This is a genomic window from Pantoea sp. 22096 (assembly GCF_052045955.1).
Lineage (GTDB): Bacteria > Pseudomonadota > Gammaproteobacteria > Enterobacterales > Enterobacteriaceae > Pantoea > Pantoea alfalfae.
This window is the reverse complement of record NZ_JBQEPW010000005.1, coordinates 107,816-130,898: the sequence shown is the minus strand read 5'-3', so window position 1 is coordinate 130,898 and position 23,083 is coordinate 107,816. Positions and strand designations below refer to the sequence as shown.

The following is a 23,083-nucleotide window of genomic DNA, read 5'->3' as shown; positions in this document are numbered from 1 at the left end:
ATAGCGAATGAGCGGCACAGGCAGAACGCTGAAGTTAAAGAAACCGGAAGATAAAGCCAGCTTTGTAAGCTGGCGTTTTGCGTTGCTGTGCGGCTGTATTTTACTGGCGCTGGGCGGTTTGCTGTCGCGTGTGGCCTGGCTGCAGGTGATCAATCCGGGCAAGCTGGTGAAAGAGGGCGATCTGCGCTCGCTGCGTGTTCAGGCCGTGCCGACTTCACGCGGGATGATCAGCGATCGCGCTGGCCGCCCATTGGCAGTCAGTGTACCGGTTAATGCCATCTGGGCTGATCCAAAAGAGCTGCATGCCGGTGGTGGCGTAACGCTGGACAGCCGCTGGAAAGCGCTGTCTGATGCGCTCTCTATTCCGCTTGATCAACTGGCGGCCCGCGTCAATGCCAATCCTAAAGGCCGCTTTGTCTATCTGGCGCGCCAGGTCAATCCGGCCATCGGTGAATACGTCAAAAAACTCAAACTTCCCGGTATTCATCTGCGCGAAGAGTCGCGTCGTTACTACCCTGCCGGGCAGGTGACCTCCCATCTGATTGGCTTTACCAATATCGACGGCCAGGGCATTGAAGGCATTGAAAAGAGCTTTGATAAATGGCTGACCGGTGCGCCGGGCGAGCGGACGGTACGCAAAGACCGTTATGGTCGCGTTATTGAAGATATCTCGTCAGTGGACAGCCGCGCCGCCCATAACCTGACTCTGAGTATTGATGAGCGCTTACAGGCGCTGGTCTACCGGGAACTGAATAATGCGGTGGCCTTTAACAAAGCGGAATCGGGCACCGCGGTGCTGGTGGATGTGAATACCGGTGAAGTGCTGGCGATGGCCAACAGTCCGGCTTACAACCCAAATAATCTCACCAACACGCCTAAAGATCTGATGCGTAACCGCGCAATTACCGACATCTTCGAGCCGGGTTCTACCGTGAAGCCGATGGTGGTGATGACCGCGCTGCAGCGCGGCGTGGTCAGAGAGAATAGCGTCCTGAATACCGTGCCGTACCGGGTCAATGGTCATGAGATCAAAGATGTGGCGCGCTACAACGAATTGACCCTGACAGGGGTTTTACAGAAGTCGAGTAACGTCGGTGTTTCACGTCTGGCGTTAGCGATGCCTTCCTCAGCGCTGGTAGAAACTTACGCGCGCTTTGGACTGGGCAAACCGACCAATTTGGGGCTGGTCGGGGAAAGCAGTGGCTTATACCCTAAAAAACAACGGTGGTCTGACATAGAGAGGGCCACCTTCTCTTTCGGCTACGGGCTAATGGTAACGCCGTTACAGTTAGCGCGAGTCTACGCAACGATTGGCAGCTATGGCATTAATCGCCCGCTGTCGATTACCAAAGTGGATCCGCCCGTCGCGGGACAACGCGTTTTCGATGAGTCACTGGTGAAAACCGTGATGCACATGATGGAAAGCGTGGCGCTGCCCGGTGGCGGTGGCGTTAAAGCGGCAATCAAGGGTTATCGCATTGCGATAAAAACCGGTACGGCGAAAAAAGTCGGGCCGGATGGACGCTACGTCAATAAATATATTGCTTATACCGCAGGCGTGGCGCCTGCCAGTCATCCCCGATTCGCGCTGGTGGTGGTGATCAACGATCCCCAGGCCGGCAAGTATTACGGCGGTGCGGTTTCTGCACCGGTGTTTGGTGCCATCATGGGCGGCGTACTGCGCACCATGAACATCGAGCCGGACGCATTACCGACGACCAATGACAGGAATGAGTTGGTGACTAACAGAAGTGAGGAATCAAGTGACAGATCGTAACCTGCGCGACTTACTCGGCCCCTGGGTGCCAGGTGCGCCGGCGCGCCCACTGCGCGACATGACCCTGGATAGCCGCATGGCGGCGTCTGGCGATCTGTTTGTCGCGGTTGCAGGCCATCAGGTCGATGGACGCCGTTTCATTCCGCAGGCGATTGCGCAGGGCGTCGCCGCCGTAGTGGCTGAAGCTGAGGATGAAGCGACCGACGGCGAAATCCGTGAGATGCACGGCGTACCGGTTATCTATCTGGCGCAGTTGAATCAGCGCCTTTCAGCCTTAGCAGGCCGCTTTTACCAGCAGCCGGGCGAGAAGCAGACGCTGATTGGCGTCACCGGCACCAACGGTAAAACCACGACTACCCAACTGCTGGCGCAGTGGGCGACGCTGCTGGGTGAGACCAGTGCGGTGATGGGCACCGTCGGCAACGGGCTGGTGGGGCACTTAGTCGCCGCAGAAAATACGACCGGTTCAGCAGTGGACGTTCAGCATACGCTGCACGAACTCGCTGAAAAAGGAGCGACCCTGACCGCGATGGAAGTCTCGTCACACGGTCTGGTGCAGCATCGCGTTGCAGCACTGCCGTTTGCCGCTGCGGTCTTCACCAACCTCAGTCGCGATCACCTCGATTACCACGGTGACATGCCGGGCTATGAGTCGGCCAAATGGCTGCTGTTTTCTGAGCATCAGGTTGGACAGGCGATTCTTAACGCTGATGATGAAGTTGGTCGTCGCTGGCTGGCGCGCTTACCTGATGCGGTTGCCGTCACCATGGAGGATAACCTTCAGCCGGGCTGCCATGGCCGCTGGCTGAAAGCCGATGCGGTGGAGTATCACGACAACGGTGCGCATATCCGTTTCAGCTCAAGCTGGGGCAACGGTGAAATCGACAGCCCGCTGATGGGCGCGTTCAACGTCAGTAATCTGCTGCTGGCACTGGCGACCCTGCTGTCACTGGATTATCCACTGGCGACGCTGGTCAGTGTTGCACCACGGTTACAGCCGGTTAACGGGCGTATGGAAGTCTTCAGCGCTGCAGGAAAACCGACGGTCGTAGTGGATTATGCCCACACGCCGGATGCGCTGGAAAAAGCGCTGGAAGCGGCACGTCTGCACTGCAAAGGAAAACTCTGGTGCCTGTTTGGCTGCGGCGGGGACCGTGACAAAGGCAAACGCCCGTTAATGGGTGCGATTGCTGAGCAATATGCGGATGTGGTGGTGATCACCGACGACAATCCGCGTAGCGAAGATCCGCAGGCGATAGTAAAAGACATTCTGACTGGTTTGCTCGAACCGGGCCGCGCCCGCGTGGTATCGGGTCGTGCGCAAGCGGTCACTAACGCCATTATGCAGGCACAGCCTGACGATATCGTGCTGGTGGCGGGTAAAGGCCATGAAGATTATCAGATCATCGGCAACCGTCGTCTCGACTACTCCGATCGTGCCACAGTAGCGGCACTGCTTGGAGGCGCAGCATGATTCCGGTTTCATTAAAGACCCTGGCGGAAATTACCGGCGGCACGCTGCACGGCAGCGATTTAACCCTGAATGATGTGACCACCGATACCCGCAAAGTGACGGCGGGCAGCCTGTTTGTCGCGCTGGTGGGCGAACGCTTTGATGCCCATGACTTCGCCGTAGATGCCATTGCTAGTGGCGCACAGGCGCTGCTGGTAAGTAAGCATTTACCTGTCGCCGTGCCTCAGGTGGTGGTTGAGGATACCCGGGTTGCCTTTGGCCGACTGGGTGCCTGGGTTCGTCAGCAGTCGACCGCCCGCGTAGTCGCGCTGACCGGCTCTTCCGGCAAAACCTCGGTTAAAGAGATGACCGCAGCGATTCTGCGTCAGTGTGGCGAGACGCTCTACACCTCGGGCAATCTCAACAACGATTATGGCGTACCGATGACGCTGCTCCGCCTGACCGCAGAACATCAGTACGCGGTTATCGAGCTGGGTGCTAATCATCAGGGCGAAATCGCCTACACCACTGACCTGGTTAAACCGGAAAGTGCACTGGTGAATAATCTGGCCGCGGCACACCTGGAGGGCTTTGGCTCACTGGCCGGTGTCGCTAAAGCGAAAGGTGAGATCTTTCAGGGTCTGCCGGCTCACGGCATTGCAATTCTCAACGAGGAGAGCAACGACTGGCCAAACTGGCAGACCACGCTGCAGGACAAAACCGTGTGGCGCTTCTCGCCGCAGGCGGCTGAGTGTGATTTCTCCGCCCGGGATATCCGCATTGCGCAGGATGGCACCCATTTTGTGATGAACACACCGCGTGGCACAGCTGAGATCGTATTACCGTTGCCGGGTCGTCATAACATCGCTAACGCTCTGGCGGCGGCGGCACTGGCTCTGTCGGTAGATGCCCCGCTTAGCGCCGTTCAGCAGGGACTGAAAAACCTGCAGTCGGTGCCAGGTCGCCTGTTCCCGGTACGTCTCTCTGCGCATCAACTGCTGCTGGATGACAGCTACAACGCTAACGTCGGATCGATGACCGCCGCCGTCCAGGTCCTGTCAGAGATGCCTGGTTACCAGGTGCTGGTCGCGGGTGATATGGCGGAACTGGGTGAAGAGACTGAAAAATGCCACTGCGAAATTGGCGAAGCGGCACGCGAAGCAGGCCTTGACCGCGTACTGACCTGTGGAAAATTCAGCCAATTCATCAGTGAAAGCAGTGGCGTTGGTGAACATTTCAGCGATAAGACGGCGCTGACTGAACGTTTACGAGAATTGTTGTCCCAACACTCAGAAATTACCGTCCTGATAAAAGGTTCACGTAGTGCCGCCATGGAGCAGGTAGTACAGAGCTTAAAGGAGAAAGGAACATGTTAGTTTGGCTGGCCGAGCATCTGGTCGCTTTTTATTCGGGCTTTAACGTCTTTTCCTATCTGACGTTTCGCGCCATTGTCAGCCTGCTGACCGCACTATTTATCTCACTCTGGATGGGGCCGCGCCTGATCGCCTGGCTGCAGAAATTACAGATTGGCCAGGTCGTCCGTAACGATGGCCCGGAATCGCACTTCAGTAAGCGCGGGACGCCTACCATGGGCGGCATCATGATTCTGACCTCCATCACCATTTCGGTGCTGATGTGGGCCTATCCGTCGAACCCCTATGTCTGGTGCGTGCTGTTCGTGCTGGTCGGCTTTGGCATCATCGGCTTTGTCGATGACTACCGTAAAGTGGTGCGCAAAGACACCAAAGGCCTGATCGCCCGCTGGAAATATTTCTGGATGTCGGTGATTTCGCTGGGTGTGGCGTTCGGACTTTATGCGGCGGGCAAAGATACCCCCGCGACTCAACTGGTCGTGCCGTTTTTCAAAGACATCATGCCGCAGCTTGGCCTTTTTTATGTGCTGCTTGCCTACTTTGTGATCGTCGGAACGGGTAACGCGGTCAATCTGACCGATGGCCTGGATGGGCTGGCGATTATGCCAACCGTCTTTGTCGCTGCGGGCTTCGCGCTGGTTGCCTGGGCAACCGGTAACGTGAAGTTTGCTGAATACCTTCATATTCCCTATCTGCGTCACGCCGGTGAGCTGGTGATTGTCTGTACCGCTATCGTCGGGGCAGGGCTGGGCTTCCTGTGGTTCAACACCTATCCGGCTCAGGTCTTTATGGGCGACGTCGGCTCGCTGGCTTTAGGCGGCGCGCTGGGCACTATCGCGGTGTTACTGCGTCAGGAATTTTTACTGGTGATCATGGGCGGCGTATTTGTGGTTGAAACGCTGTCGGTGATCCTGCAGGTGGGATCGTTCAAGTTGCGCGGCCAGCGTATTTTCCGCATGGCGCCGATCCATCACCACTATGAACTTAAGGGCTGGCCGGAACCGCGCGTTATCGTGCGCTTCTGGATTATTTCGCTAATGCTGGTGCTGATTGGCCTGGCCACGCTGAAGGTGCGTTAATCATGGCTGACTATCGGGGTAGAAAAGTCGTCATCATCGGACTGGGCCTTACCGGGCTCTCCTGTGTTGATTTCTTTTTAGCGCAGGGCGTCACGCCTCGCGTGATGGATACCCGTGTCTCGCCGCCGGGACTGGATAAATTACCCGGGCAGGTTGAACGCCATCTGGGCGGCATTAATGGTGACTGGTTACTGGCGGCCGATCTGATTGTTGCCAGCCCAGGCGTCGCGCTGGCGCATCCGATTCTCAGCGAAGCGGTTGAAGCCGGAATTGAAATCGTCGGTGACATTGAGCTGTTCTGCCGCGAGGCGCAGGCACCCATCGTGGCAATTACCGGTTCCAACGGCAAAAGCACCGTGACCACGCTGGTGGGTGAGATGGCGAAAGCCGCAGGCTGGCAGGCCGGCGTCGGCGGCAATATTGGTCTGCCCGCGCTGAGTCTGCTGCAATCACCGGCCCAACTCTATGTACTGGAACTTTCCAGCTTCCAGCTTGAGACTACGCACAGCCTGAAAGCGGCTGCGGCAACCGTGCTTAACGTTACCGAAGATCATATGGATCGCTATCCGCTGGGTATGCAGCAGTATCGTGCTGCCAAGCTGCGGGTCTATGAGAATGCGCAGATCTGCATCGTTAACGCCGATGATGCGCTGACGATGCCAGTACGTGGTGCGGATAAGCGCTGTGTCAGTTTTGGTGTCGATTTCGGCGACTACCACCTCAACAAGCAGCAGGGCAGTATCTGGCTGCGGGTAAAAGGCGAGAAAGTCCTGAACACCGCTGAAATGAAGATGGTGGGACAGCACAACTACACCAACGCGCTGGCGGCGCTGGCGCTGGCTGATGCGGTGGGGCTGCCACGCGCCTCCAGCCTCGCGGCTTTAACGCACTTTAACGGTCTGGCGCATCGCTTCCAGCTGGTCCATGAACACCATGGTGTGCGCTGGATTAATGACTCCAAAGCGACCAACGTCGGCAGCACCGAAGCGGCGCTGAATGGTCTGCAGGTAGAGGGAACGCTATGGCTGCTGATGGGCGGTGATGGTAAGTCAGCCGACTTTACGCCGCTGATCCCCTGGCTGCAGGGCGACAATGTGCGTATCTACTGTTTTGGCCGCGACGGCGATGCGCTGGCAGCGCTGCGTCCTGAGATCGCCGTACGCACGGAGACCATGCGTCAGGCGATGGAGCAGATCGCGCCGCAGGTCAAAGCAGGCGATATGGTTCTGCTGTCGCCGGCCTGCGCCAGCCTTGACCAGTTCCGTAACTTTGAGCAGCGCGGTGAGCAGTTCGCGCAACTGGCGAAGGAGCTGAGCTGATGCGTATTCCTGGCGCCGGACTGGCGGGTTACTTCTCAGGACGCCTGAAAGACTGGGTGATGGGCGCTCGCGAAAGTGATGACTCATCGCTGGTGCTTTATGACCGCACACTGTTATGGCTGACGCTGGGCCTGGCGGTAATTGGTTTTGTGATGGTGACGTCGGCGTCAATGCCGGTAGGTCAGCGTCTGAATGACGATCTTTTCTACTTCGCCAAACGTGATGCGTTTTACATCGTGCTGGCTTTAGGTATGGCGCTGGTCACGCTGCGGGTGCCGATGGATTTCTGGCAGCGCTACAGCAACGTGATGCTGATGGTCACGGTGGCGATGCTGCTGATTGTTCTGGTCGTCGGCAGCTCGGTTAACGGTGCCTCGCGCTGGATCGCGCTCGGGCCGCTGCGTATCCAGCCTGCGGAGCTGTCGAAGCTCTCCCTGTTCTGCTATCTCGCCAGCTACCTGGTGCGCAAAGTGGAAGAGGTGCGAAACAACTTCTGGGGCTTCTGTAAGCCGATGGGCGTGATGGTCGTGCTGGCTGTGTTACTGCTGGCGCAGCCGGACCTGGGTACGGTGGTGGTGCTGTTTGTCACTACGCTGGCGATGCTGTTCCTGGCCGGTGCCAAACTGTGGCAGTTCATGGCGATTATCGGCTCCGGTATTTTTGCGGTAATTCTGCTGATTATTGCCGAACCTTATCGTATGCGTCGTGTGACCTCGTTCTGGAACCCGTGGGAAGATCCGTTTGGTAGCGGCTACCAGCTGACGCAGTCTCTGATGGCATTTGGTCGCGGGGAATTCTGGGGGCAGGGGCTCGGTAACTCGGTGCAAAAGCTGGAATATCTGCCGGAAGCGCATACCGACTTTATTTTCGCCATCATCGGGGAAGAACTCGGCTATGTCGGTGTGGTAATGGCACTTTTAATGGTATTCTTCGTCGCTTTTCGTGCGATGTCGATTGGCCGTCGTGCTCTGGAACTGGATCAGCGTTTTTCCGGGTTTTTAGCCTGTTCAATCGGTGTCTGGTTCAGCTTCCAGGCGCTGGTTAACGTCGGGGCTGCAGCCGGTATGTTACCGACCAAAGGCCTGACCTTACCGCTGATCAGTTACGGTGGTTCGAGTCTGATCATTATGTCGACCGCCATCGTCTTTTTATTACGCATAGATTATGAAACGCGCCTGGCGAAAGCGCAGGCGTTTACCCGAGGTGGTCGATGAGCGGTAAGCGATTGATGGTGATGGCAGGCGGAACCGGTGGACATGTCTTTCCCGGTCTGGCTGTCGCCCATCATCTGATGGAACAGGGCTGGCAGGTTCGCTGGTTAGGCACCGCCGACCGTATGGAAGCCGATCTGGTGCCAAAACATGGCATCGACATCAACTTCATCCGCATCAGCGGGTTACGCGGGAAAGGCATGAAAGCGCTGCTGCTGGCACCGCTGCGCATCTTCAATGCATGGCGTCAGGCGCGTCGCATCATGAAAGCCTGGCAGCCGGATGTGGTGCTGGGCATGGGCGGCTACGTTTCTGGTCCTGGCGGCTTAGCGGCGTGGAGCTGTGGTATTCCGGTGGTGCTGCATGAGCAGAATGGGATCGCCGGGCTGACCAACAAATGGCTGGCGAAAATCGCCACCAAAGTTTTGCAGGCGTTTCCGGGCGCGTTTCCCGCCGCCGATGTGGTGGGAAATCCGGTTCGTACTGATGTTCTGGCTCTGCCTTTGCCCGCGCAACGTCTGGCGGATCGTCATGGCCCGATTCGGGTACTGGTGATTGGCGGCAGTCAGGGTGCGCGGATTCTGAACCAGACGCTACCGCAGGTTGCGGCGCTGGTGGGTGATGAGATCACCCTGTGGCATCAGACGGGTAAAGGGGCACAGCCCGAAACAGAGAAAGCGTATCAGCAGGTCGGACAGACGCAGCATAAGGTCACTGAGTTTATTGATGACATGGCTGCCGCCTACGCCTGGGCTGATGTGGTGGTATGTCGCTCCGGCGCATTAACCGTGAGCGAAGTCGCTGCCGCCGGATTACCGGCGATTTTCGTGCCGTTTCAGCACAAAGATCGCCAGCAGTACTGGAACGCGCTGCCGCTGGAGAAAGCGGGCGCCGCCAGAATTTTTGAGCAGCCGCAGTTTACTGCGGAGGCTGTAGCGGATCTGCTACGCCACTGGGATCGCGTAACACTGCTGACGATGGCTGAGCAGGCCCGTCAGGTGGCGATTCCCGATGCGACTGAACGAGTCGCTCAGGAAGTGGCTCGCGCCGCAAAGTAATCATTCCGGTCAGCGTGTCTGACCTGTACCCCGAGTGGGTACAAACTGAAATAGCAGGTAACTGAGAGCGATGAATACACAACAATTGGCAAAACTGCGTTCTATCGTGCCTGAGATGCGTCGCGTCCGGCACATCCACTTTGTCGGCATCGGTGGTGCTGGCATGGGCGGTATTGCCGAAGTGTTAGCAAATGAAGGCTACCATATCAGCGGTTCAGATCTGGCCCCTAACCCGGTGACACAGAACCTGATTGCGCTGGGTGCCACCATTTATTTTAACCATCGCCCCGAAAATGTGACCGATGCCAGCGTCGTAGTCGTCTCCAGCGCCGTATCGCAGGATAATCCGGAACTGGTGGCAGCACGTGAGCAGCGTATCCCGGTGATCCGTCGCGCGGAGATGCTGGCTGAACTGATGCGTTTCCGTCACGGCATCGCCGTTGCGGGTACGCATGGCAAAACGACCACCACGGCGATGGTGTCGAGTATTTATGCGGAAGCGGGTCTTGATCCAACCTTCGTTAACGGCGGTCTGGTTAAAGCAGCGGGTACTCATGCGCGTCTGGGTCACAGCCGCTATCTGATTGCCGAAGCAGATGAGAGCGATGCGTCGTTCCTCCATCTGCAGCCGATGGTGGCGATTGTGACCAACATCGAAGCTGACCATATGGACACCTATCAGGGCGATTTTGAGAACCTGAAGCAGACGTTTATTAACTTCCTGCATAACCTGCCGTTTTACGGTCGTGCGGTGATGTGTGTGGACGATGCGGTCATCCGTGATCTGATACCGCGTGTGGGACGTCATATCACCACGTACGGTTTCAGTGACGATGCTGACCTGCGCATTGAAAATTATGAGCAGAGTGGCGCGCAGGGGCATTTCACCCTGATCCGTCAGGACAAGGCGCCGCTGCAGATTACGCTGAACGCGCCGGGTCGCCATAACGCCCTGAACGCGGCGGCAGCGGTCGCCGTCGCCACTGAAGAGGGCATTGAAGACAATGCCATACTGGCTGCGCTGGAGAGCTTCCAGGGTACGGGGCGTCGCTTTGATCTGCTGGGTGAATTCCCGACAGAGCCGGTCAATGGACAGCCGGGCAGCGCGATGCTGGTAGATGATTACGGTCATCATCCCACCGAAGTGGACGCGACGATTAAAGCCGCGCGCGCAGGCTGGCCGGATAAAAAACTGGTGATGGTGTTTCAGCCGCACCGTTACAGCCGCACCCGCGATCTGTTTGATGATTTCGCCAACGTGCTGTCGCATGTCGATGTGTTGCTGATGCTGGATGTGTACTCCGCCGGTGAAACCGCGATTCCGGGTGCCGACAGCCGTTCGCTGTGCCGTGCCATTCGTAACCGGGGCAAGGTTGATCCGATTCTGGTGCCGGAACATGACGCGCTGCCGGAGATGCTGGCACCGCTGCTGTCAGGCAATGACCTGATTCTGGTACAGGGCGCCGGTAACGTCGGCAAGGTTGCCCGCAAGCTGGCGGAGACTAAGCTTCAGCCGGAACGTAAAGCGGAGGATCGTCATGGCGGATAAAGTTGCCGTATTAATGGGCGGCACCTCAGCAGAGCGTGAGGTTTCGCTGAACTCGGGTCAGGCCGTCGTCGCCGGACTGCGTGAAATGGGCATCGATGCGCATGGCATTGATACCCGCGATGTGTCGGTGCTGACGCTGAAAGAGCAGGGCTTTACCAAAGCCTTTATCGCGCTGCATGGCCGGGGCGGAGAAGATGGCACAATGCAGGCCGTACTGGAGTTTCTGCAACTGCCTTATACTGGCAGCGGCGTAATGGCATCGGCTGTGACCATGGATAAGCTGCGCACCAAACTGCTGTGGCAGGGTCGCGGATTACCGTCAGGAAAATTTGTCTGGCTGACGCGTCAGCAGTTCGATGCCGGGCTGGATGCCGAGAGCAACGCGGCGATTACAGCGCTGGGTCTGCCACTGTTTGTTAAGCCAGCCTGTGAAGGCTCCAGCGTGGGTATCAGCCGGGTTAACGAGCTGAGCGCGCTGTCTGCCGCACTGGAAATGGCGTTTAAGTACGACAATGACGTACTGGTCGAGGCGTTTCTCAGCGGCGCGGAGTATACCGTCGCGATTGTGGGCGATCATATTCTGCCCTCAATTGAAATAAAGAGCGCCAGTGAGTTCTATGACTATGAAGCTAAATACATTTCTGACGATACTCAGTACGTCTGTCCGGCCGGGTTAAGCGCTGAACGTGAAGCTGAATTACAGCAGCTGGTGCTGGCGGCCTGGCGTGCACTGGGCTGTCGTGGCTGGGGACGGGTTGATGTGATGACGGATGGGGCAGGGAATTTCCAGCTACTGGAAGCCAATACCTCGCCGGGCATGACCAGTCACAGTCTGGTTCCTATGGCAGCGAAACAGGCGGGCATGAGTTTCCCGCAGCTGGTTGCCCATATTCTGGAGCTGGCCGACTGATATGTCACAGGCGGCGATGAGAGTTCGAAACCGTGAACCGCAGGAGCGTATTCGCACCGGGCGCAGTAACGGAGCCCGACTGTTCGGCATTGTTTTTCTGCTGATCGTTATCGGGATTATGGTTGCTGGCGGGCTGGTAGTGTTGAAGTGGATGAACGATGCGTCCCGGCTGCCGCTTTCAAAGCTGGTGGTCACAGGACAGACGCACTACACGACTCACGACGATATCCGTCAGGCGATTCTATCGCTGGGTCCGCCTGGCACGTTTATGTCTCAGGATGTGGATATCCTGCAGCAGCAGATTGAGCGACTGCCGTGGATTAAGCAGGTCAGCGTACGTAAGCAGTGGCCAGACGAACTGAAAATCCATCTGGTGGAGTATACGCCAGTGGCGCGCTGGAACGATTTGCATATGGTGGATGCTGAAGGTGTCTCCTTCAGCGTACCCGCCAGTCATGCCGGCAAAGAGACAATGCCGATGTTGTATGGGCCTGAAGGGAGTGAGAAAGAGGTCCTGGCGGGCTATCACAGCATGGATGATGTGCTGAAAGCCCGGAAGTTTACTCTGAAGGTGGCGTCGATGACGGCCCGTCGTTCATGGCAGCTGGTTACCAGTGATGATGTACGCATCGAACTGGGGCGCAGCGACACTATGAAACGACTGAATCGCTTTATTGAGCTCTACCCGGTGCTGCAACAGCAAGGTCAGAACGAGAGCAAACGTATCAGCTACGTGGATTTGCGATATGACTCTGGCGCTTCTGTTGGCTGGACACCGGTCGTGATGGAGCCACAGGACAGTAATCAGCAACAGAACCAGGCACAGGCTAAACAACAATGATCAAGGCAACGGACAGAAAACTGGTAGTTGGACTCGAAATCGGCACTGCAAAGGTTGCCGCCCTGGTTGGGGAAGTTCTGCCCGATGGTATGGTCAACATTATTGGGGTGGGCAGTTGCCCTTCCCGCGGTATGGATAAAGGTGGCGTAAACGACCTTGAGTCGGTGGTGAAATGCGTTCAGCGCGCCATCGATCAGGCTGAGCTGATGGCAGATTGCCAGATCTCCTCCGTCTACCTTGCTTTATCGGGCAAACATATCAGTTGTCAGAACGAAATCGGGATGGTTCCGATTTCGGAAGAGGAAGTGACTCAGGATGATGTAGAGAACGTTGTACATACTGCCAAATCGGTAAGAGTACGTGACGAGCACCGCATCCTGCACGTGATTCCTCAGGAATACGCAATTGATTATCAGGAAGGGATTAAGAATCCGGTCGGACTGTCCGGCGTGCGCATGCAGGCAAAAGTGCACCTGATCACCTGCCACAACGATATGGCGAAGAACATCGTTAAAGCCGTTGAGCGTTGCGGACTGAAAGTGGATCAGCTGATTTTTGCCGGCCTCGCCTCCAGTTTTGCGGTTCTGACTGAAGACGAACGTGAGCTGGGCGTCTGTGTTGTCGATATTGGTGGCGGTACAATGGACATAGCCGTATATACCGGCGGCGCTTTACGGCACACTAAGGTGATTCCGTATGCAGGCAACGTTGTCACCAGCGATATCGCGTATGCGTTTGGTACACCACCAACGGATGCTGAGGCGATTAAAGTGCGCCATGGTTGCGCGCTGGGCTCGATTGTCGGCAAAGATGAGAACGTTGAAGTGCCGAGCGTAGGCGGACGTCCACCGCGCAGCCTGCAACGTCAGACGCTGGCGGAGGTGATTGAGCCGCGTTATACCGAACTTTTGAATCTGGTCAATGACGAGATTCTGCAGTTACAGGAACAACTGCGTCAGCAGGGCGTGAAACATCATCTGGCCGCAGGCATTGTCCTGACCGGTGGTGCAGCGCAAATCGAAGGACTGGCGGCCTGTGCGCAACGCGTATTCCATACGCAGGTGCGTATCGGACAGCCGCTGAATATTACCGGCCTGACTGACTATGCGCAGGAATCGTACTACTCCACCGCCGTGGGACTGTTGCATTACGGCAAAGAGTCGCACATGAACGGTGATGCAGAGACCGAAAAACGGGTTTCAGTAGGTAACTGGTTCAAGCGTATTAACAGTTGGTTAAAAAAAGAGTTTTAATTTTTGTGAAAGGGGATCATGCTGTTTTCTTTAGTGATCTCCAGGCGACAGGCACATAACGGAGAGAAATCATGTTTGAACCTATGGAATTAACCAACGACGCGGTGATTAAAGTCATCGGCGTCGGTGGCGGCGGCGGTAACGCCGTAGAGCACATGGTACGCGAACGTATCGAAGGTGTGGAATTCTTTGCTGTGAATACCGACGCGCAAGCGCTGCGTAAAACAGCTGTCGGCCAGACCATCCAGATCGGTAATAACATTACCAAAGGTCTGGGTGCGGGTGCGAACCCGGAAGTGGGCCGTAACTCTGCAGAAGAAGATCGCGAAGCACTGCGGGCTGCGCTGGAAGGGGCAGACATGGTCTTCATCGCAGCAGGCATGGGCGGCGGCACCGGTACCGGTGCAGCGCCTGTGGTCGCTGAAGTGGCCAAGGATCTCGGTATCCTGACGGTGGCAGTTGTCACCAAGCCATTCAACTTCGAAGGCAAGAAACGCATGGCGTTTGCCGAGCAGGGGATCGCTGAACTCTCCAAGCATGTCGATTCACTGATCACCATTCCAAACGACAAGCTGCTGAAAGTGCTGGGTCGTGGCATTTCCCTGCTGGATGCGTTTGGCGCGGCCAATGACGTGCTGAAAGGCGCAGTACAGGGTATCGCCGAACTGATCACCCGTCCGGGCCTGATGAACGTCGACTTTGCTGACGTGCGTACAGTGATGTCCGAAATGGGCTATGCAATGATGGGTTCAGGCGTGGCGTGCGGTGAAGATCGTGCGGAAGAAGCGGCTGAAATGGCGATCTCCAGCCCGCTGCTGGAAGATATCGACCTGTCAGGTGCCCGTGGCGTGCTGGTCAACATTACTGCGGGCTTCGACCTGCGTCTGGATGAGTTCGAAACCGTGGGTAACACTATCCGCGCCTTCGCTTCTGACAACGCGACCGTGGTAATCGGTACGTCGCTGGATCCGGAAATGAACGATGAACTGCGCGTTACCGTGGTGGCAACCGGTATCGGTATGGACAAGCGTCCGGAAATCACCCTGGTGACGAACAAGCCAGCCAGTCAGCCTGTGATGGATCATCGCTATCAGCAGCACGGTATGTCACCGCTGCCGCAGGAGCAGAAGCCTGCTGCCAAAGTCGTTAACGACCAGGCTGCGCAGTCGAATAAAGAGCCAGACTATCTTGATATTCCGGCCTTTTTACGTAAACAGGCCGACTAGGATTAACCCTATAATTGGGATTCTCCGCTCTTTGTGCTAAAGTGTCTGTCCGCTGGTAAAGTATACTGGCGGTCGGAAAGGTGATACTGCGAGATAATGCGATGATCAAACAAAGGACATTAAAACGTATTGTTCAGGCGACTGGTGTCGGTTTACATACCGGCAAAAAAGTCACACTGATATTACGCCCTGCGTCGGCTAATACCGGGGTCATCTATCGTCGCACCGACTTGAATCCACCGGTAGATTTTCCGGCTGATGCAAAATACGTGCGCGACACCATGCTGAGTACCTGCCTGGTGAACGATGAAGGCGTGCGTATTTCAACGGTTGAACACCTTAATGCCGCCCTGGCGGGTCTGGGTATTGACAACATTATTGTTGAAGTCGATGCGCCAGAAATCCCGATCATGGATGGCAGCGCAGCACCGTTTATCTATCTGCTGATGGATGCGGGCATCGAGCAGCTCAACAGCGCGAAGAAATTTGTGCGTGTTAAGCAGACCGTGCGTGTGGAAGAGGGTGACAAATGGGCTGAGATCAAACCGTATAACGGTTTTTCACTCGATTTCACCATCGACTTCAAACACCCGGCTATCGATTCCAGCTCACAGCGCTATGCGATGAACTTCTCTGCTGACGCCTTTGTTCGTCAAATCAGCCGGGCGCGTACATTTGGCTTTATGCGTGAAATCGAATATCTGCAGTCTAAAGGCCTGTGCCTGGGCGGTAGCTTAGATTGTGCGATAGGTCTGGATGATTTCCGCGTACTGAATGAAGAAGGTCTGCGTTTTGAAGATGAGTTTGTCCGTCACAAAATGCTGGACGCGATTGGCGACTTGTTTATGTGTGGTCACAACATCATTGGCGCATTCACTGCGTTCAAATCGGGCCACGCGCTGAACAACAAGCTGCTGCAAGCAGTTCTGGCTAAGCAGGAAGCCTGGGAATGGGCAACCTTCGAAGACGAAGCCGAACTGCCGCTGGCATTCAAAGCACCGAACCTGGTTCTGGCTTAATTACCCCAGAACGTGAAACGGCTGGTTATGCTGACACCCTCTCCGGTCAGTGGCACCAGCCGTTTTTTTATTGCCTTCCATAACACACCTGATAACGGCGACCTCGCCCGCAAAGCGTTGTCTTTTCTGCTGAATTGCTGAACAATTACACGCGTTTTCTCTCGCCGCCTCTTTAATCCCAGGTGTGGATGCCCCACATTAATGTTACTATCTGTGGCGCTTTTACAGGCCGAAATCCGTTGCGGCTCGCGGCGGGTACCAGAAAACAAGAGCGCAACAGAGCATGCGCGATGGAAAGGTTGTGATCGGGATTCTTCTGCGCTGGCGACAATTAGGTAGACGCTACTTCTGGCCCCATCTCCTGTTAGGGATGGTAGCGGCCAGCTTTGGCCTGCCAGCCTGTGCGCAAAGCTCCGAACTCAACGCCTCGTCTGAATCGCCGGCCAGCAGTCTCTTTCTGGGCAATGCTACCCGCTTTGATCATTTAATCCGGCTTAAGGAAGCATCCCGGCGACCGAGCTTCAGCGTGGATTACTGGCATCAGCACGCCATCCGTACCGTTATCCGTCACCTCTCTTTCACGCTGGCACCTCAGGTGCAGGCGGAGCAACAGCAATTACCGCTGGCGGCACAAAAGCTGGCGCTGATTGACTCACTGCATAATTTACTGACATCACATTCTGCGCTGCACACTGCACCGCAGCAGATATCTGCCCCCCCTCTTTTCATGGCCGCTACCCGCTCATGGGTAGAATGGCATGCCAGTGTGCATGGCATTCGCGCCGGACCCGCCCGATTGTTCTGCTAATATTTTTGGTTTTATTCACTCTGTTTAGATTTCGCAGTCCGGAATGCGCCGGCTGAATTGAGAATATATTTACTATGTTAAGCAAAATATTGACCAAGGTTTTTGGTAGCAGTAACGATCGTACGCTGCGCCGTATGCGCAAAGTGGTGGACGTCATCAATAAGATGGAGCCCGATTTTGAGAAGCTCTCTGACGATGAACTGAAAGCGAAAACCGACGAGTTCCGCGAGCGCCTGAAAAAAGGTGAATCGCTGGAAAGCCTGATCCCTGAAGCGTTCGCGACCGTGCGTGAAGCGAGTAAACGTGTGTTCGGTATGCGTCACTTCGACGTGCAGCTGATCGGCGGCATGGTGCTGAACGACCGCTGCATCGCTGAGATGCGTACCGGTGAAGGTAAAACCCTGACCGCAACGCTGCCAGCCTATCTGAATGCACTCTCTGGCAAAGGCGTTCACGTCGTGACCGTCAACGACTATCTGGCACAGCGTGATGCGGAAAACAACCGTCCACTGTTTGAGTTCCTGGGGTTAAGCATCGGTATCAACATGTCGGGTCTGCCAGCGGTGGCGAAGCGTGAAGCTTACGCTGCTGATATTACCTACGGCACCAACAACGAATATGGCTTTGATTACCTGCGCGACAACATGGCTTTCAGCCCGGAAGAGCGCGTGCAGCGTAAACTGCACTATGCGCTGGTGGATGAGGTCGACTCCATCCTGATCGATGAAGCGCGTACGCCGCTGATTATCTCCGGTCCGGCAGAAGACAGTTCTGAGCTTTATACCAAAGTGAACAAAATCATCCCTCATCTGGTACGCCAGGATAAAGAAGATACCGAAACCCATCAGGGTGAAGGCGACTTCTGGGTTGATGAGAAAGCGCGTCAGGCTCATATGTCTGAGCGTGGTCTGGTGAAAGTGGAGGAGCTGCTGGTCAGCCAGGGCATCATGGAAGCAGGCGAGTCTCTCTACTCACCGACCAACATCATGCTGATGCACCACGTCACTGCGGCGCTGCGTGCGCACGCACTCTTTACCCGCGATGTTGATTACATCGTGAAAGATGGCGAAGTGGTGATTGTTGATGAGCACACCGGCCGTACCATGCAGGGCCGTCGCTGGTCCGATGGTCTGCATCAGGCGATTGAAGCGAAAGAAGGCGTTGAGATTCAGAACGAGAACCAGACGCTGGCCTCTATCACCTTCCAGAACTACTTCCGTATTTACGAGAAGCTGGCCGGTATGACCGGTACTGCCGATACTGAAGCGTTTGAATTCAGCTCTATTTACAAGCTCGACACCATTGTGGTGCCGACTAACCGTCCGATGGTGCGTAAAGATCTGGCCGACCTGGTCTACATGACCGAGAAAGAGAAGATCGATGCCATTATCGAAGATATCCGTGAGCGTACTGCCAACGGTCAGCCAGTGCTGGTGGGAACCATCTCGATTGAAAAATCAGAAGTGGTTTCTAACGAACTGACCCGTGCCGGTATCAAACATAACGTCCTGAACGCCAAATTCCACGCCCGCGAAGCGGATATCGTGGCGCAGGCCGGTCAGCCGGGTGCGGTCACTATTGCCACCAACATGGCCGGACGTGGTACGGATATTATGCTGGGCGGTAGCTGGCATGCCGAGGTGGCTGAACTGGAAGAGCCAACTGAAGCGCAAATCGAAGAGATCAAAGCGGCATGGCAGATTCGTCATGATGCGGTGCTGGCGTCAGGTGGTTTGCACATTGTCGGTACTGAGCGTCACGAATCACGTCGTATCGATAATCAGCTGCGCGGTCGTGCCGGCCGTCAGGGTGATGCCGGTTCTTCGCGTTTCTACCTGTCGATGGAAGATGCGCTGATGCGTATTTTCGCCTCAGACCGCGTCTCCAACATGATGCGTAAACTGGGCATGAAGCCAGGCGAAGCGATTGAGCATCCATGGGTCACCAAAGCGATTGCCAATGCACAGCGCAAAGTTGAAAGCCGTAACTTCGATATTCGTAAGCAACTGCTGGAATATGATGATGTGGCGAATGACCAGCGTCGCGCAATCTACAGTCAGCGTAATGAGCTGCTGGATGTGTCTGATGTTAGCGAAACCATTAACAGCATTCGTCACGATGTTTACAAAGTGACGATTGATACCTACATTCCGCCACAGTCGCTGGAAGAAATGTGGGACGTGCCAGGCCTGGAAGAGCGTCTGCGTGCTGACTTCGATCTGAACCTGCCGATTGCAGAGTGGCTGGATAAAGAGCCTGACCTGCACGAAGAAGTGCTGCGTGAGCGCATCATGACCCACGCCACGGAAAGCTACGCTGAGAAAGAGCAGATCGTTGGCGCAGAGATGATGCGCAACTTCGAAAAAGGCGTGATGCTGCAGACGCTGGATTCATTGTGGAAAGAGCATCTGGCGGCGATGGACTACCTGCGTCAGGGTATTCATCTGCGCGGCTATGCGCAGAAAGATCCTAAGCAGGAGTACAAGCGTGAATCCTTCGCCATGTTTGCTGCGATGCTTGAATCACTGAAATATGAAGTGATCAGTACGCTGAGCAAAGTGCAGGTGCGTATGCCAGAAGAAGTTGAAGCGATGGAGCAACAGCGTCGTGAGGAAGCTGAACGTCTGGCGCAGCAACAGCAGCTAAGCCATGTAGAAGAAGATCTGCTGGCAGCCGAGCCTGTGGCGGAGCAGAGTGGCGAACGCAAAGTCGGCCGCAACGACCCCTGCCCATGTGGTTCCGGCAAAAAGTACAAACAGTGCCATGGCCGTATTGCCTGAGACTGAATGCTGATGAAAAAGGAGCCAATGGCTCCTTTTTTTATGCGCTCTGCTAACGTAATCTCTGCGCCAGCGCTGAGCTAAAGCGGTTAACTTCCGCTCCGGCATGCTCTAGAATCAGCCTTCATTCACCTATGACGACCGGATAGTTTCCATGAAGCACCTGCAGGTTGCAGTTGGCATCATTCGCAATGCCAATAAACAGATTTTCCTTGCCCAGCGCGCGGCAAGCTCTTACATGGCGAACAAGTGGGAGTTTCCTGGCGGTAAGATTGAAGCGGGCGAAAGCGCCGAACAGGGACTGATCAGGGAGCTACACGAAGAGACCGGGATTGACGTCACTGAGGCGCGCCCGATTGGTCATGCAGACCACAGCTATGACGATCTGCGCGTAACGCTGCATTTCTTTCTGGTTGAAGGGTGGAACGGCGAGCCGTGGGGCAAAGAGGGTCAGCCACAGCGTTGGGTTGATCAGCATGCGCTGGTGGCGGAGGAGTTTCCACCCGCGAATCACCAGCTGATTGCGCGACTGGTCGCGGGCGAACTCTGACTGAATGGGGCAGTGCGCCCCATCTTATCAACGATCTTCTTCACTCCAGTTGTCACTGTCGTTCATGTCGTTGCTGCTGGGAATGCGTTTTTCTTCTGCGGCCCATTCCCCTAAATCGATGAGCTGGCAGCGCTTACTGCAAAAAGGGCGCCACGGGCTGAGCTCATCCCAGATCACATCTTTGCCGCACTGCGGACAGGAAACGGTCATCACTTCTTGCTGCATTTTTACCTCTAACAACAGGCCAGTTGAAAATTAAGGCGGGCCGGAACTTCACCACGCTCACTATCAAGCGGCATAAAACGAATGGCGTAGCGGCTTTTATGTCCGGACACCTGTGGATAGAGCGCATCCTCCAGCGACAACTGCAGTCGCAGCAGATCGGCGCCTTCGGCATTATCCTGATAAAAACCATTAAGGCTGGTCTGCACATGAAACGCGCCAGACTGGCGGATCAGATCCAGTATCATCGCCAGCGCATGATGCAGTGGCTCCAGCGTCAACATCCAGGCTTCGACCTGCGCATCGCGTGCTTCCTGCGGCAGATGGAGCCAGATGTGCAGGCCCGGCAAATCAAAGCTGCAGCATCCACCGGGGATGCTCAGACGCTGCCGCACCAGGGCAATCAGACGATCCTCGCGGAGTTGCTGGCCCATACGTGGGGCATTCATCAACTGCGTTGACTGAATTTTGATCTTATCGCGCAGGGCATCCACCAGCGTCATATCGACGCCGGGCACGTCAGCCCACGCCCGTAATTTTTGCTGCTGGCGCTCAAGCTCTTTCAACAGTTCTGTCCGCATATCGCCGCGCTCAAAAATATCGAGCAGCTCGCTAATCAGGCGAAAAAAGGTCAGCGCATTAACGGTTTTATCCAGTGGTGTCGTTTCATCTAACTGATTAATCAAAAACTCAACCCGTAACCAGGTTCGCATTTTTTCATTCAGTGGGTGTTCAAACAGAACGGGTGTGCTCATGGTATTAATCCTGTTTCGTTGCCGCCAGCCTGAGATAGCGCTGATGGAGTTCGGCAACCTGTGGCAAGGCGTCGTCGGGCTCGCCACTGTTATCAATAATGTCGTCGGCACAGGCGAGGCGCTGCTGGCGCGTGGCCTGTGCGGCAAGAATACGTTTCGCCTGTTCGACGGAAAGATGGTCACGTTGCTGGGTGCGCGCTAACTGCGTTGCCTCATCAACATCGACTACCAGCACCCGATCAGCCTGGTGCTGTAACTGATTTTCCACCAGTAATGGCACCACCCAGAGCACATAAGGTGAGGTGGCCTGGGCGATCAGTTCTCGTGTCCGGGCGTTAATCAGCGGATGGAGCAGCGCGTTTAACCAGCTTTTCTCTTCCGGCTGCTGAAAAATAATGTCGCGAAGCTGTTTACGATCAAGCATTCCCTGATCCGTCACGATTGACGCGCCATAGCGTGCCTGAAGAGCCTGCAAAGCGGGCGTGCCAGGTTCAACAACTTCTCGGGCGATCAGGTCAGCGTCAATAATTTCCACACCAGACGCGGCGAATGCCTGGGCAATCGTACTCTTTCCACTGCCGATTCCCCCTGTAAGCGCGACGATATAGGGCATGTTTCTCACCTGACTTCATATTCCGACATAGGTTCAGGGTAATGATCTGGCTAAAAAAGGCAAAAATGCGCGGCAGATCACACCGATAAAGCACAACTAAATTTAACGGATTGTAGCGTAAATAAAGTGTAATTCGCAGTCTTGTCGCGCAGCGAGAGGCGCGTATCATAACGTCACTGGAGCTGTGCTTACTTCGTGAACGACGATTCATTGCCACTTACCAGGACACTGTTTATGCGTATTGAAGAAGATTTGAAACTGGGCTTTAAAGATGTCTTGATCCGCCCCAAACGTTCAACGCTGCAAAGTCGCTCACAGGTTGAGCTTGAGCGCAGCTTTACCTTCAGACATTCAGGTCTCAGCTGGAGCGGCGTACCGATCATCGCCGCCAACATGGATACCGTCGGCACATTTTCAATGGCTGAGGCGCTGGCCAGCTTCAATATCCTCACTGCCGTCCATAAGCATTACAGCGCAGACGACTGGCGGGCGTTTATTCAGCGCGTCCCCGCGACGGTATTGAAACATGTGATGGTTTCAACCGGCACGTCAGAAGCCGACCTCACTAAACTGGTCGCGATTATGGCGCTGTCTGACGATCTGCAGTTTATCTGCATTGACGTGGCCAACGGCTACTCACAGCATTTTGTCGATTTCCTGCAGCGTGCACGTGAAACCTTCCCGACTAAAACTATCTGTGCCGGAAACGTGGTCACAGGCGAAATGGTAGAGGAGCTCATCCTCTCCGGCGCGGATATCGTCAAAGTCGGTATTGGCCCGGGTTCGGTCTGTACAACCCGGGTGAAAACCGGCGTGGGCTATCCGCAGCTTTCTGCAGTCATTGAGTGTGCCGATGCGGCGCATGGCTTAAGCGGACAGATTGTCAGTGATGGCGGTTGTTCCGTGCCGGGTGATATTGCCAAAGCCTTTGGCGGCGGCGCTGACTTTGTGATGCTGGGTGGCATGCTGGCAGCACATGATGAGTGTGAAGGGCAGGTCGTCGAAGAGAATGGCGAAAGCTTTATGCTCTTTTACGGCATGAGTTCCGAATCAGCGATGAAGCGTCACGTTGGTGGTGTCGCCCAGTACCGTGCCGCCGAAGGTAAAACGGTGAAACTGCCATTGCGGGGGCCGGTCGCTGACACCGCGCGCGATATTCTGGGTGGACTGCGTTCTGCCTGTACTTACGTCGGAGCGGAGCGCCTGAAAGAGCTGACCAAGCGCACGACCTTTATCCGCGTTAACGAGCAGGAGAACCGGGTCTTCAACCGATAGGCATCCGGGGCG

Annotated in this window: 20 protein-coding genes; 17 read left to right on the top strand and 3 right to left on the bottom strand. The window is 55.7% G+C overall.

What is annotated here, in order from left to right; translation table 11 throughout:
- Positions 1 to 7 precede the first annotated feature (7 nt).
- From ACTJKZ_RS16705 to mutT, 16 genes are all read left to right on the top strand, one after another.
- Positions 8 to 1,777 carry a peptidoglycan glycosyltransferase FtsI gene (locus ACTJKZ_RS16705; protein ID WP_013356760.1) on the top strand — a complete coding sequence of 590 codons (1,770 nt, stop codon included), beginning with the start codon at positions 8 to 10 and terminating at the stop codon, positions 1,775 to 1,777.
- Positions 1,764 to 3,251, top strand: a complete 1,488-nt coding sequence (gene murE, locus ACTJKZ_RS16700) for a UDP-N-acetylmuramoyl-L-alanyl-D-glutamate--2,6-diaminopimelate ligase (RefSeq protein WP_161731632.1) — start codon at positions 1,764 to 1,766, stop codon at positions 3,249 to 3,251. The genes ACTJKZ_RS16705 and murE overlap by 14 nt, the downstream gene beginning before the upstream one ends.
- Positions 3,248 to 4,606, top strand: a complete 1,359-nt coding sequence (murF, locus tag ACTJKZ_RS16695) for a UDP-N-acetylmuramoyl-tripeptide--D-alanyl-D-alanine ligase (RefSeq protein ID WP_440829857.1) — start codon at positions 3,248 to 3,250, stop codon at positions 4,604 to 4,606. The genes murE and murF overlap by 4 nt, the downstream gene beginning before the upstream one ends.
- A complete protein-coding gene (mraY, locus tag ACTJKZ_RS16690; protein ID WP_013356763.1) occupies positions 4,600 to 5,682 on the top strand; it encodes a phospho-N-acetylmuramoyl-pentapeptide-transferase in 1,083 nt (360 codons plus the stop codon). The genes murF and mraY overlap by 7 nt, the downstream gene beginning before the upstream one ends.
- Positions 5,683 to 5,684: 2 nt before the next feature.
- A complete protein-coding gene (gene murD / locus ACTJKZ_RS16685) occupies positions 5,685 to 7,001 on the top strand; it encodes a UDP-N-acetylmuramoyl-L-alanine--D-glutamate ligase (RefSeq protein ID WP_285086452.1) in 1,317 nt (438 codons plus the stop codon).
- Positions 7,001 to 8,215 (top strand): cell division protein FtsW, encoded by a 1,215-nt coding sequence (gene ftsW / locus ACTJKZ_RS16680; RefSeq protein WP_222924564.1) that lies wholly within the window; start codon positions 7,001 to 7,003, stop codon positions 8,213 to 8,215. Before murD ends, ftsW begins: the two co-directional genes overlap by 1 nt.
- Positions 8,212 to 9,270, top strand: a complete 1,059-nt coding sequence (gene murG, locus ACTJKZ_RS16675) for an undecaprenyldiphospho-muramoylpentapeptide beta-N-acetylglucosaminyltransferase (protein WP_440829856.1) — start codon at positions 8,212 to 8,214, stop codon at positions 9,268 to 9,270. The genes ftsW and murG overlap by 4 nt, the downstream gene beginning before the upstream one ends.
- A 70-nt stretch (positions 9,271 to 9,340) precedes the next feature.
- On the top strand, positions 9,341 to 10,819 hold the full coding sequence (gene murC, locus ACTJKZ_RS16670; RefSeq protein ID WP_161731622.1) for a UDP-N-acetylmuramate--L-alanine ligase: 1,479 nt from the start codon (positions 9,341 to 9,343) through the stop codon (positions 10,817 to 10,819).
- Entirely contained in the window at positions 10,809 to 11,729 is a 921-nt protein-coding gene (locus ACTJKZ_RS16665) for a D-alanine--D-alanine ligase (RefSeq protein ID WP_161731620.1), read from the top strand. The genes murC and ACTJKZ_RS16665 overlap by 11 nt, the downstream gene beginning before the upstream one ends.
- Position 11,730: 1 nt before the next feature.
- Positions 11,731 to 12,570 (top strand): cell division protein FtsQ, encoded by an 840-nt coding sequence (gene ftsQ / locus ACTJKZ_RS16660; protein WP_161731618.1) that lies wholly within the window; start codon positions 11,731 to 11,733, stop codon positions 12,568 to 12,570.
- Entirely contained in the window at positions 12,567 to 13,823 is a 1,257-nt protein-coding gene (gene ftsA / locus ACTJKZ_RS16655) for a cell division protein FtsA (protein ID WP_010253890.1), read from the top strand. Before ftsQ ends, ftsA begins: the two co-directional genes overlap by 4 nt.
- 71 nt (positions 13,824 to 13,894) lie before the next feature.
- Entirely contained in the window at positions 13,895 to 15,049 is a 1,155-nt protein-coding gene (gene ftsZ / locus ACTJKZ_RS16650; protein ID WP_003854738.1) for a cell division protein FtsZ, read from the top strand.
- Positions 15,050 to 15,150: 101 nt separating this feature from the next.
- Positions 15,151 to 16,068 (top strand): UDP-3-O-acyl-N-acetylglucosamine deacetylase, encoded by a 918-nt coding sequence (gene lpxC, locus ACTJKZ_RS16645; RefSeq protein WP_440829855.1) that lies wholly within the window; start codon positions 15,151 to 15,153, stop codon positions 16,066 to 16,068.
- Between the two features lie 301 nt (positions 16,069 to 16,369).
- Positions 16,370 to 16,876 carry a secA translation cis-regulator SecM gene (gene secM / locus ACTJKZ_RS16640; RefSeq protein WP_440829873.1) on the top strand — a complete coding sequence of 169 codons (507 nt, stop codon included), beginning with the start codon at positions 16,370 to 16,372 and terminating at the stop codon, positions 16,874 to 16,876.
- 74 nt (positions 16,877 to 16,950) lie between these two features.
- Positions 16,951 to 19,656 (top strand): preprotein translocase subunit SecA, encoded by a 2,706-nt coding sequence (secA, locus tag ACTJKZ_RS16635; RefSeq protein ID WP_161731614.1) that lies wholly within the window; start codon positions 16,951 to 16,953, stop codon positions 19,654 to 19,656.
- 154 nt (positions 19,657 to 19,810) lie between these two features.
- Positions 19,811 to 20,206 (top strand): 8-oxo-dGTP diphosphatase MutT, encoded by a 396-nt coding sequence (gene mutT, locus ACTJKZ_RS16630; protein WP_161731611.1) that lies wholly within the window; start codon positions 19,811 to 19,813, stop codon positions 20,204 to 20,206.
- Between the two features lie 27 nt (positions 20,207 to 20,233).
- On the opposite strand, the gene yacG is transcribed toward mutT, so the two are convergent.
- The 3 genes from yacG to coaE are packed head-to-tail and all read right to left on the bottom strand — an operon-like array spanning position 20,234 to position 21,796.
- Positions 20,234 to 20,431 carry a DNA gyrase inhibitor YacG gene (gene yacG, locus ACTJKZ_RS16625; protein ID WP_161731609.1) on the bottom strand — a complete coding sequence of 66 codons (198 nt, stop codon included), beginning with the start codon at positions 20,429 to 20,431 and terminating at the stop codon, positions 20,234 to 20,236.
- An 8-nt stretch (positions 20,432 to 20,439) separates the two neighbouring features.
- The gene (gene zapD, locus ACTJKZ_RS16620; protein WP_161731607.1) at positions 20,440 to 21,183 is read right to left on the bottom strand and encodes a cell division protein ZapD; all 744 of its coding nucleotides are present in this window, start codon (positions 21,181 to 21,183) and stop codon (positions 20,440 to 20,442) included.
- A 4-nt stretch (positions 21,184 to 21,187) separates the two neighbouring features.
- Positions 21,188 to 21,796 (bottom strand): dephospho-CoA kinase, encoded by a 609-nt coding sequence (gene coaE / locus ACTJKZ_RS16615; RefSeq protein ID WP_161731605.1) that lies wholly within the window; start codon positions 21,794 to 21,796, stop codon positions 21,188 to 21,190.
- A 234-nt stretch (positions 21,797 to 22,030) separates the two neighbouring features.
- Here coaE and ACTJKZ_RS16610 point away from each other — a divergent pair, with 234 nt between their 5' ends.
- Positions 22,031 to 23,071, top strand: a complete 1,041-nt coding sequence (locus ACTJKZ_RS16610) for a GMP reductase (RefSeq protein ID WP_161731603.1) — start codon at positions 22,031 to 22,033, stop codon at positions 23,069 to 23,071.
- Positions 23,072 to 23,083: the final 12 nt, after the last annotated feature.

Bases quoted from the DNA above. Each gene is read 5' to 3' on its own strand.
- ACTJKZ_RS16705 (WP_013356760.1), top strand. From the start codon at position 8: ATGAGCGGCACAGGCAGAACGCTGAAGTTAAAGAAACCGGAAGATAAA.
- murF (WP_440829857.1), top strand. From the start codon at position 3,248: ATGATTCCGGTTTCATTAAAGACCCTGGCGGAAATTACCGGCGGCACG.
- mraY (WP_013356763.1), top strand. From the start codon at position 4,600: ATGTTAGTTTGGCTGGCCGAGCATCTGGTCGCTTTTTATTCGGGCTTT.
- murD (WP_285086452.1), top strand. From the start codon at position 5,685: ATGGCTGACTATCGGGGTAGAAAAGTCGTCATCATCGGACTGGGCCTT.
- ftsW (WP_222924564.1), top strand. From the start codon at position 7,001: ATGCGTATTCCTGGCGCCGGACTGGCGGGTTACTTCTCAGGACGCCTG.
- murG (WP_440829856.1), top strand. From the start codon at position 8,212: ATGAGCGGTAAGCGATTGATGGTGATGGCAGGCGGAACCGGTGGACAT.
- murC (WP_161731622.1), top strand. From the start codon at position 9,341: ATGAATACACAACAATTGGCAAAACTGCGTTCTATCGTGCCTGAGATG.
- ACTJKZ_RS16665 (WP_161731620.1), top strand. From the start codon at position 10,809: ATGGCGGATAAAGTTGCCGTATTAATGGGCGGCACCTCAGCAGAGCGT.
- ftsQ (WP_161731618.1), top strand. From the start codon at position 11,731: ATGTCACAGGCGGCGATGAGAGTTCGAAACCGTGAACCGCAGGAGCGT.
- ftsA (WP_010253890.1), top strand. From the start codon at position 12,567: ATGATCAAGGCAACGGACAGAAAACTGGTAGTTGGACTCGAAATCGGC.
- ftsZ (WP_003854738.1), top strand. From the start codon at position 13,895: ATGTTTGAACCTATGGAATTAACCAACGACGCGGTGATTAAAGTCATC.
- lpxC (WP_440829855.1), top strand. From the start codon at position 15,151: ATGATCAAACAAAGGACATTAAAACGTATTGTTCAGGCGACTGGTGTC.
- secA (WP_161731614.1), top strand. From the start codon at position 16,951: ATGTTAAGCAAAATATTGACCAAGGTTTTTGGTAGCAGTAACGATCGT.
- mutT (WP_161731611.1), top strand. From the start codon at position 19,811: ATGAAGCACCTGCAGGTTGCAGTTGGCATCATTCGCAATGCCAATAAA.
- yacG (WP_161731609.1), bottom strand. From the start codon at position 20,431: ATGCAGCAAGAAGTGATGACCGTTTCCTGTCCGCAGTGCGGCAAAGAT.
- zapD (WP_161731607.1), bottom strand. From the start codon at position 21,183: ATGAGCACACCCGTTCTGTTTGAACACCCACTGAATGAAAAAATGCGA.
- coaE (WP_161731605.1), bottom strand. From the start codon at position 21,796: ATGCCCTATATCGTCGCGCTTACAGGGGGAATCGGCAGTGGAAAGAGT.
- ACTJKZ_RS16610 (WP_161731603.1), top strand. From the start codon at position 22,031: ATGCGTATTGAAGAAGATTTGAAACTGGGCTTTAAAGATGTCTTGATC.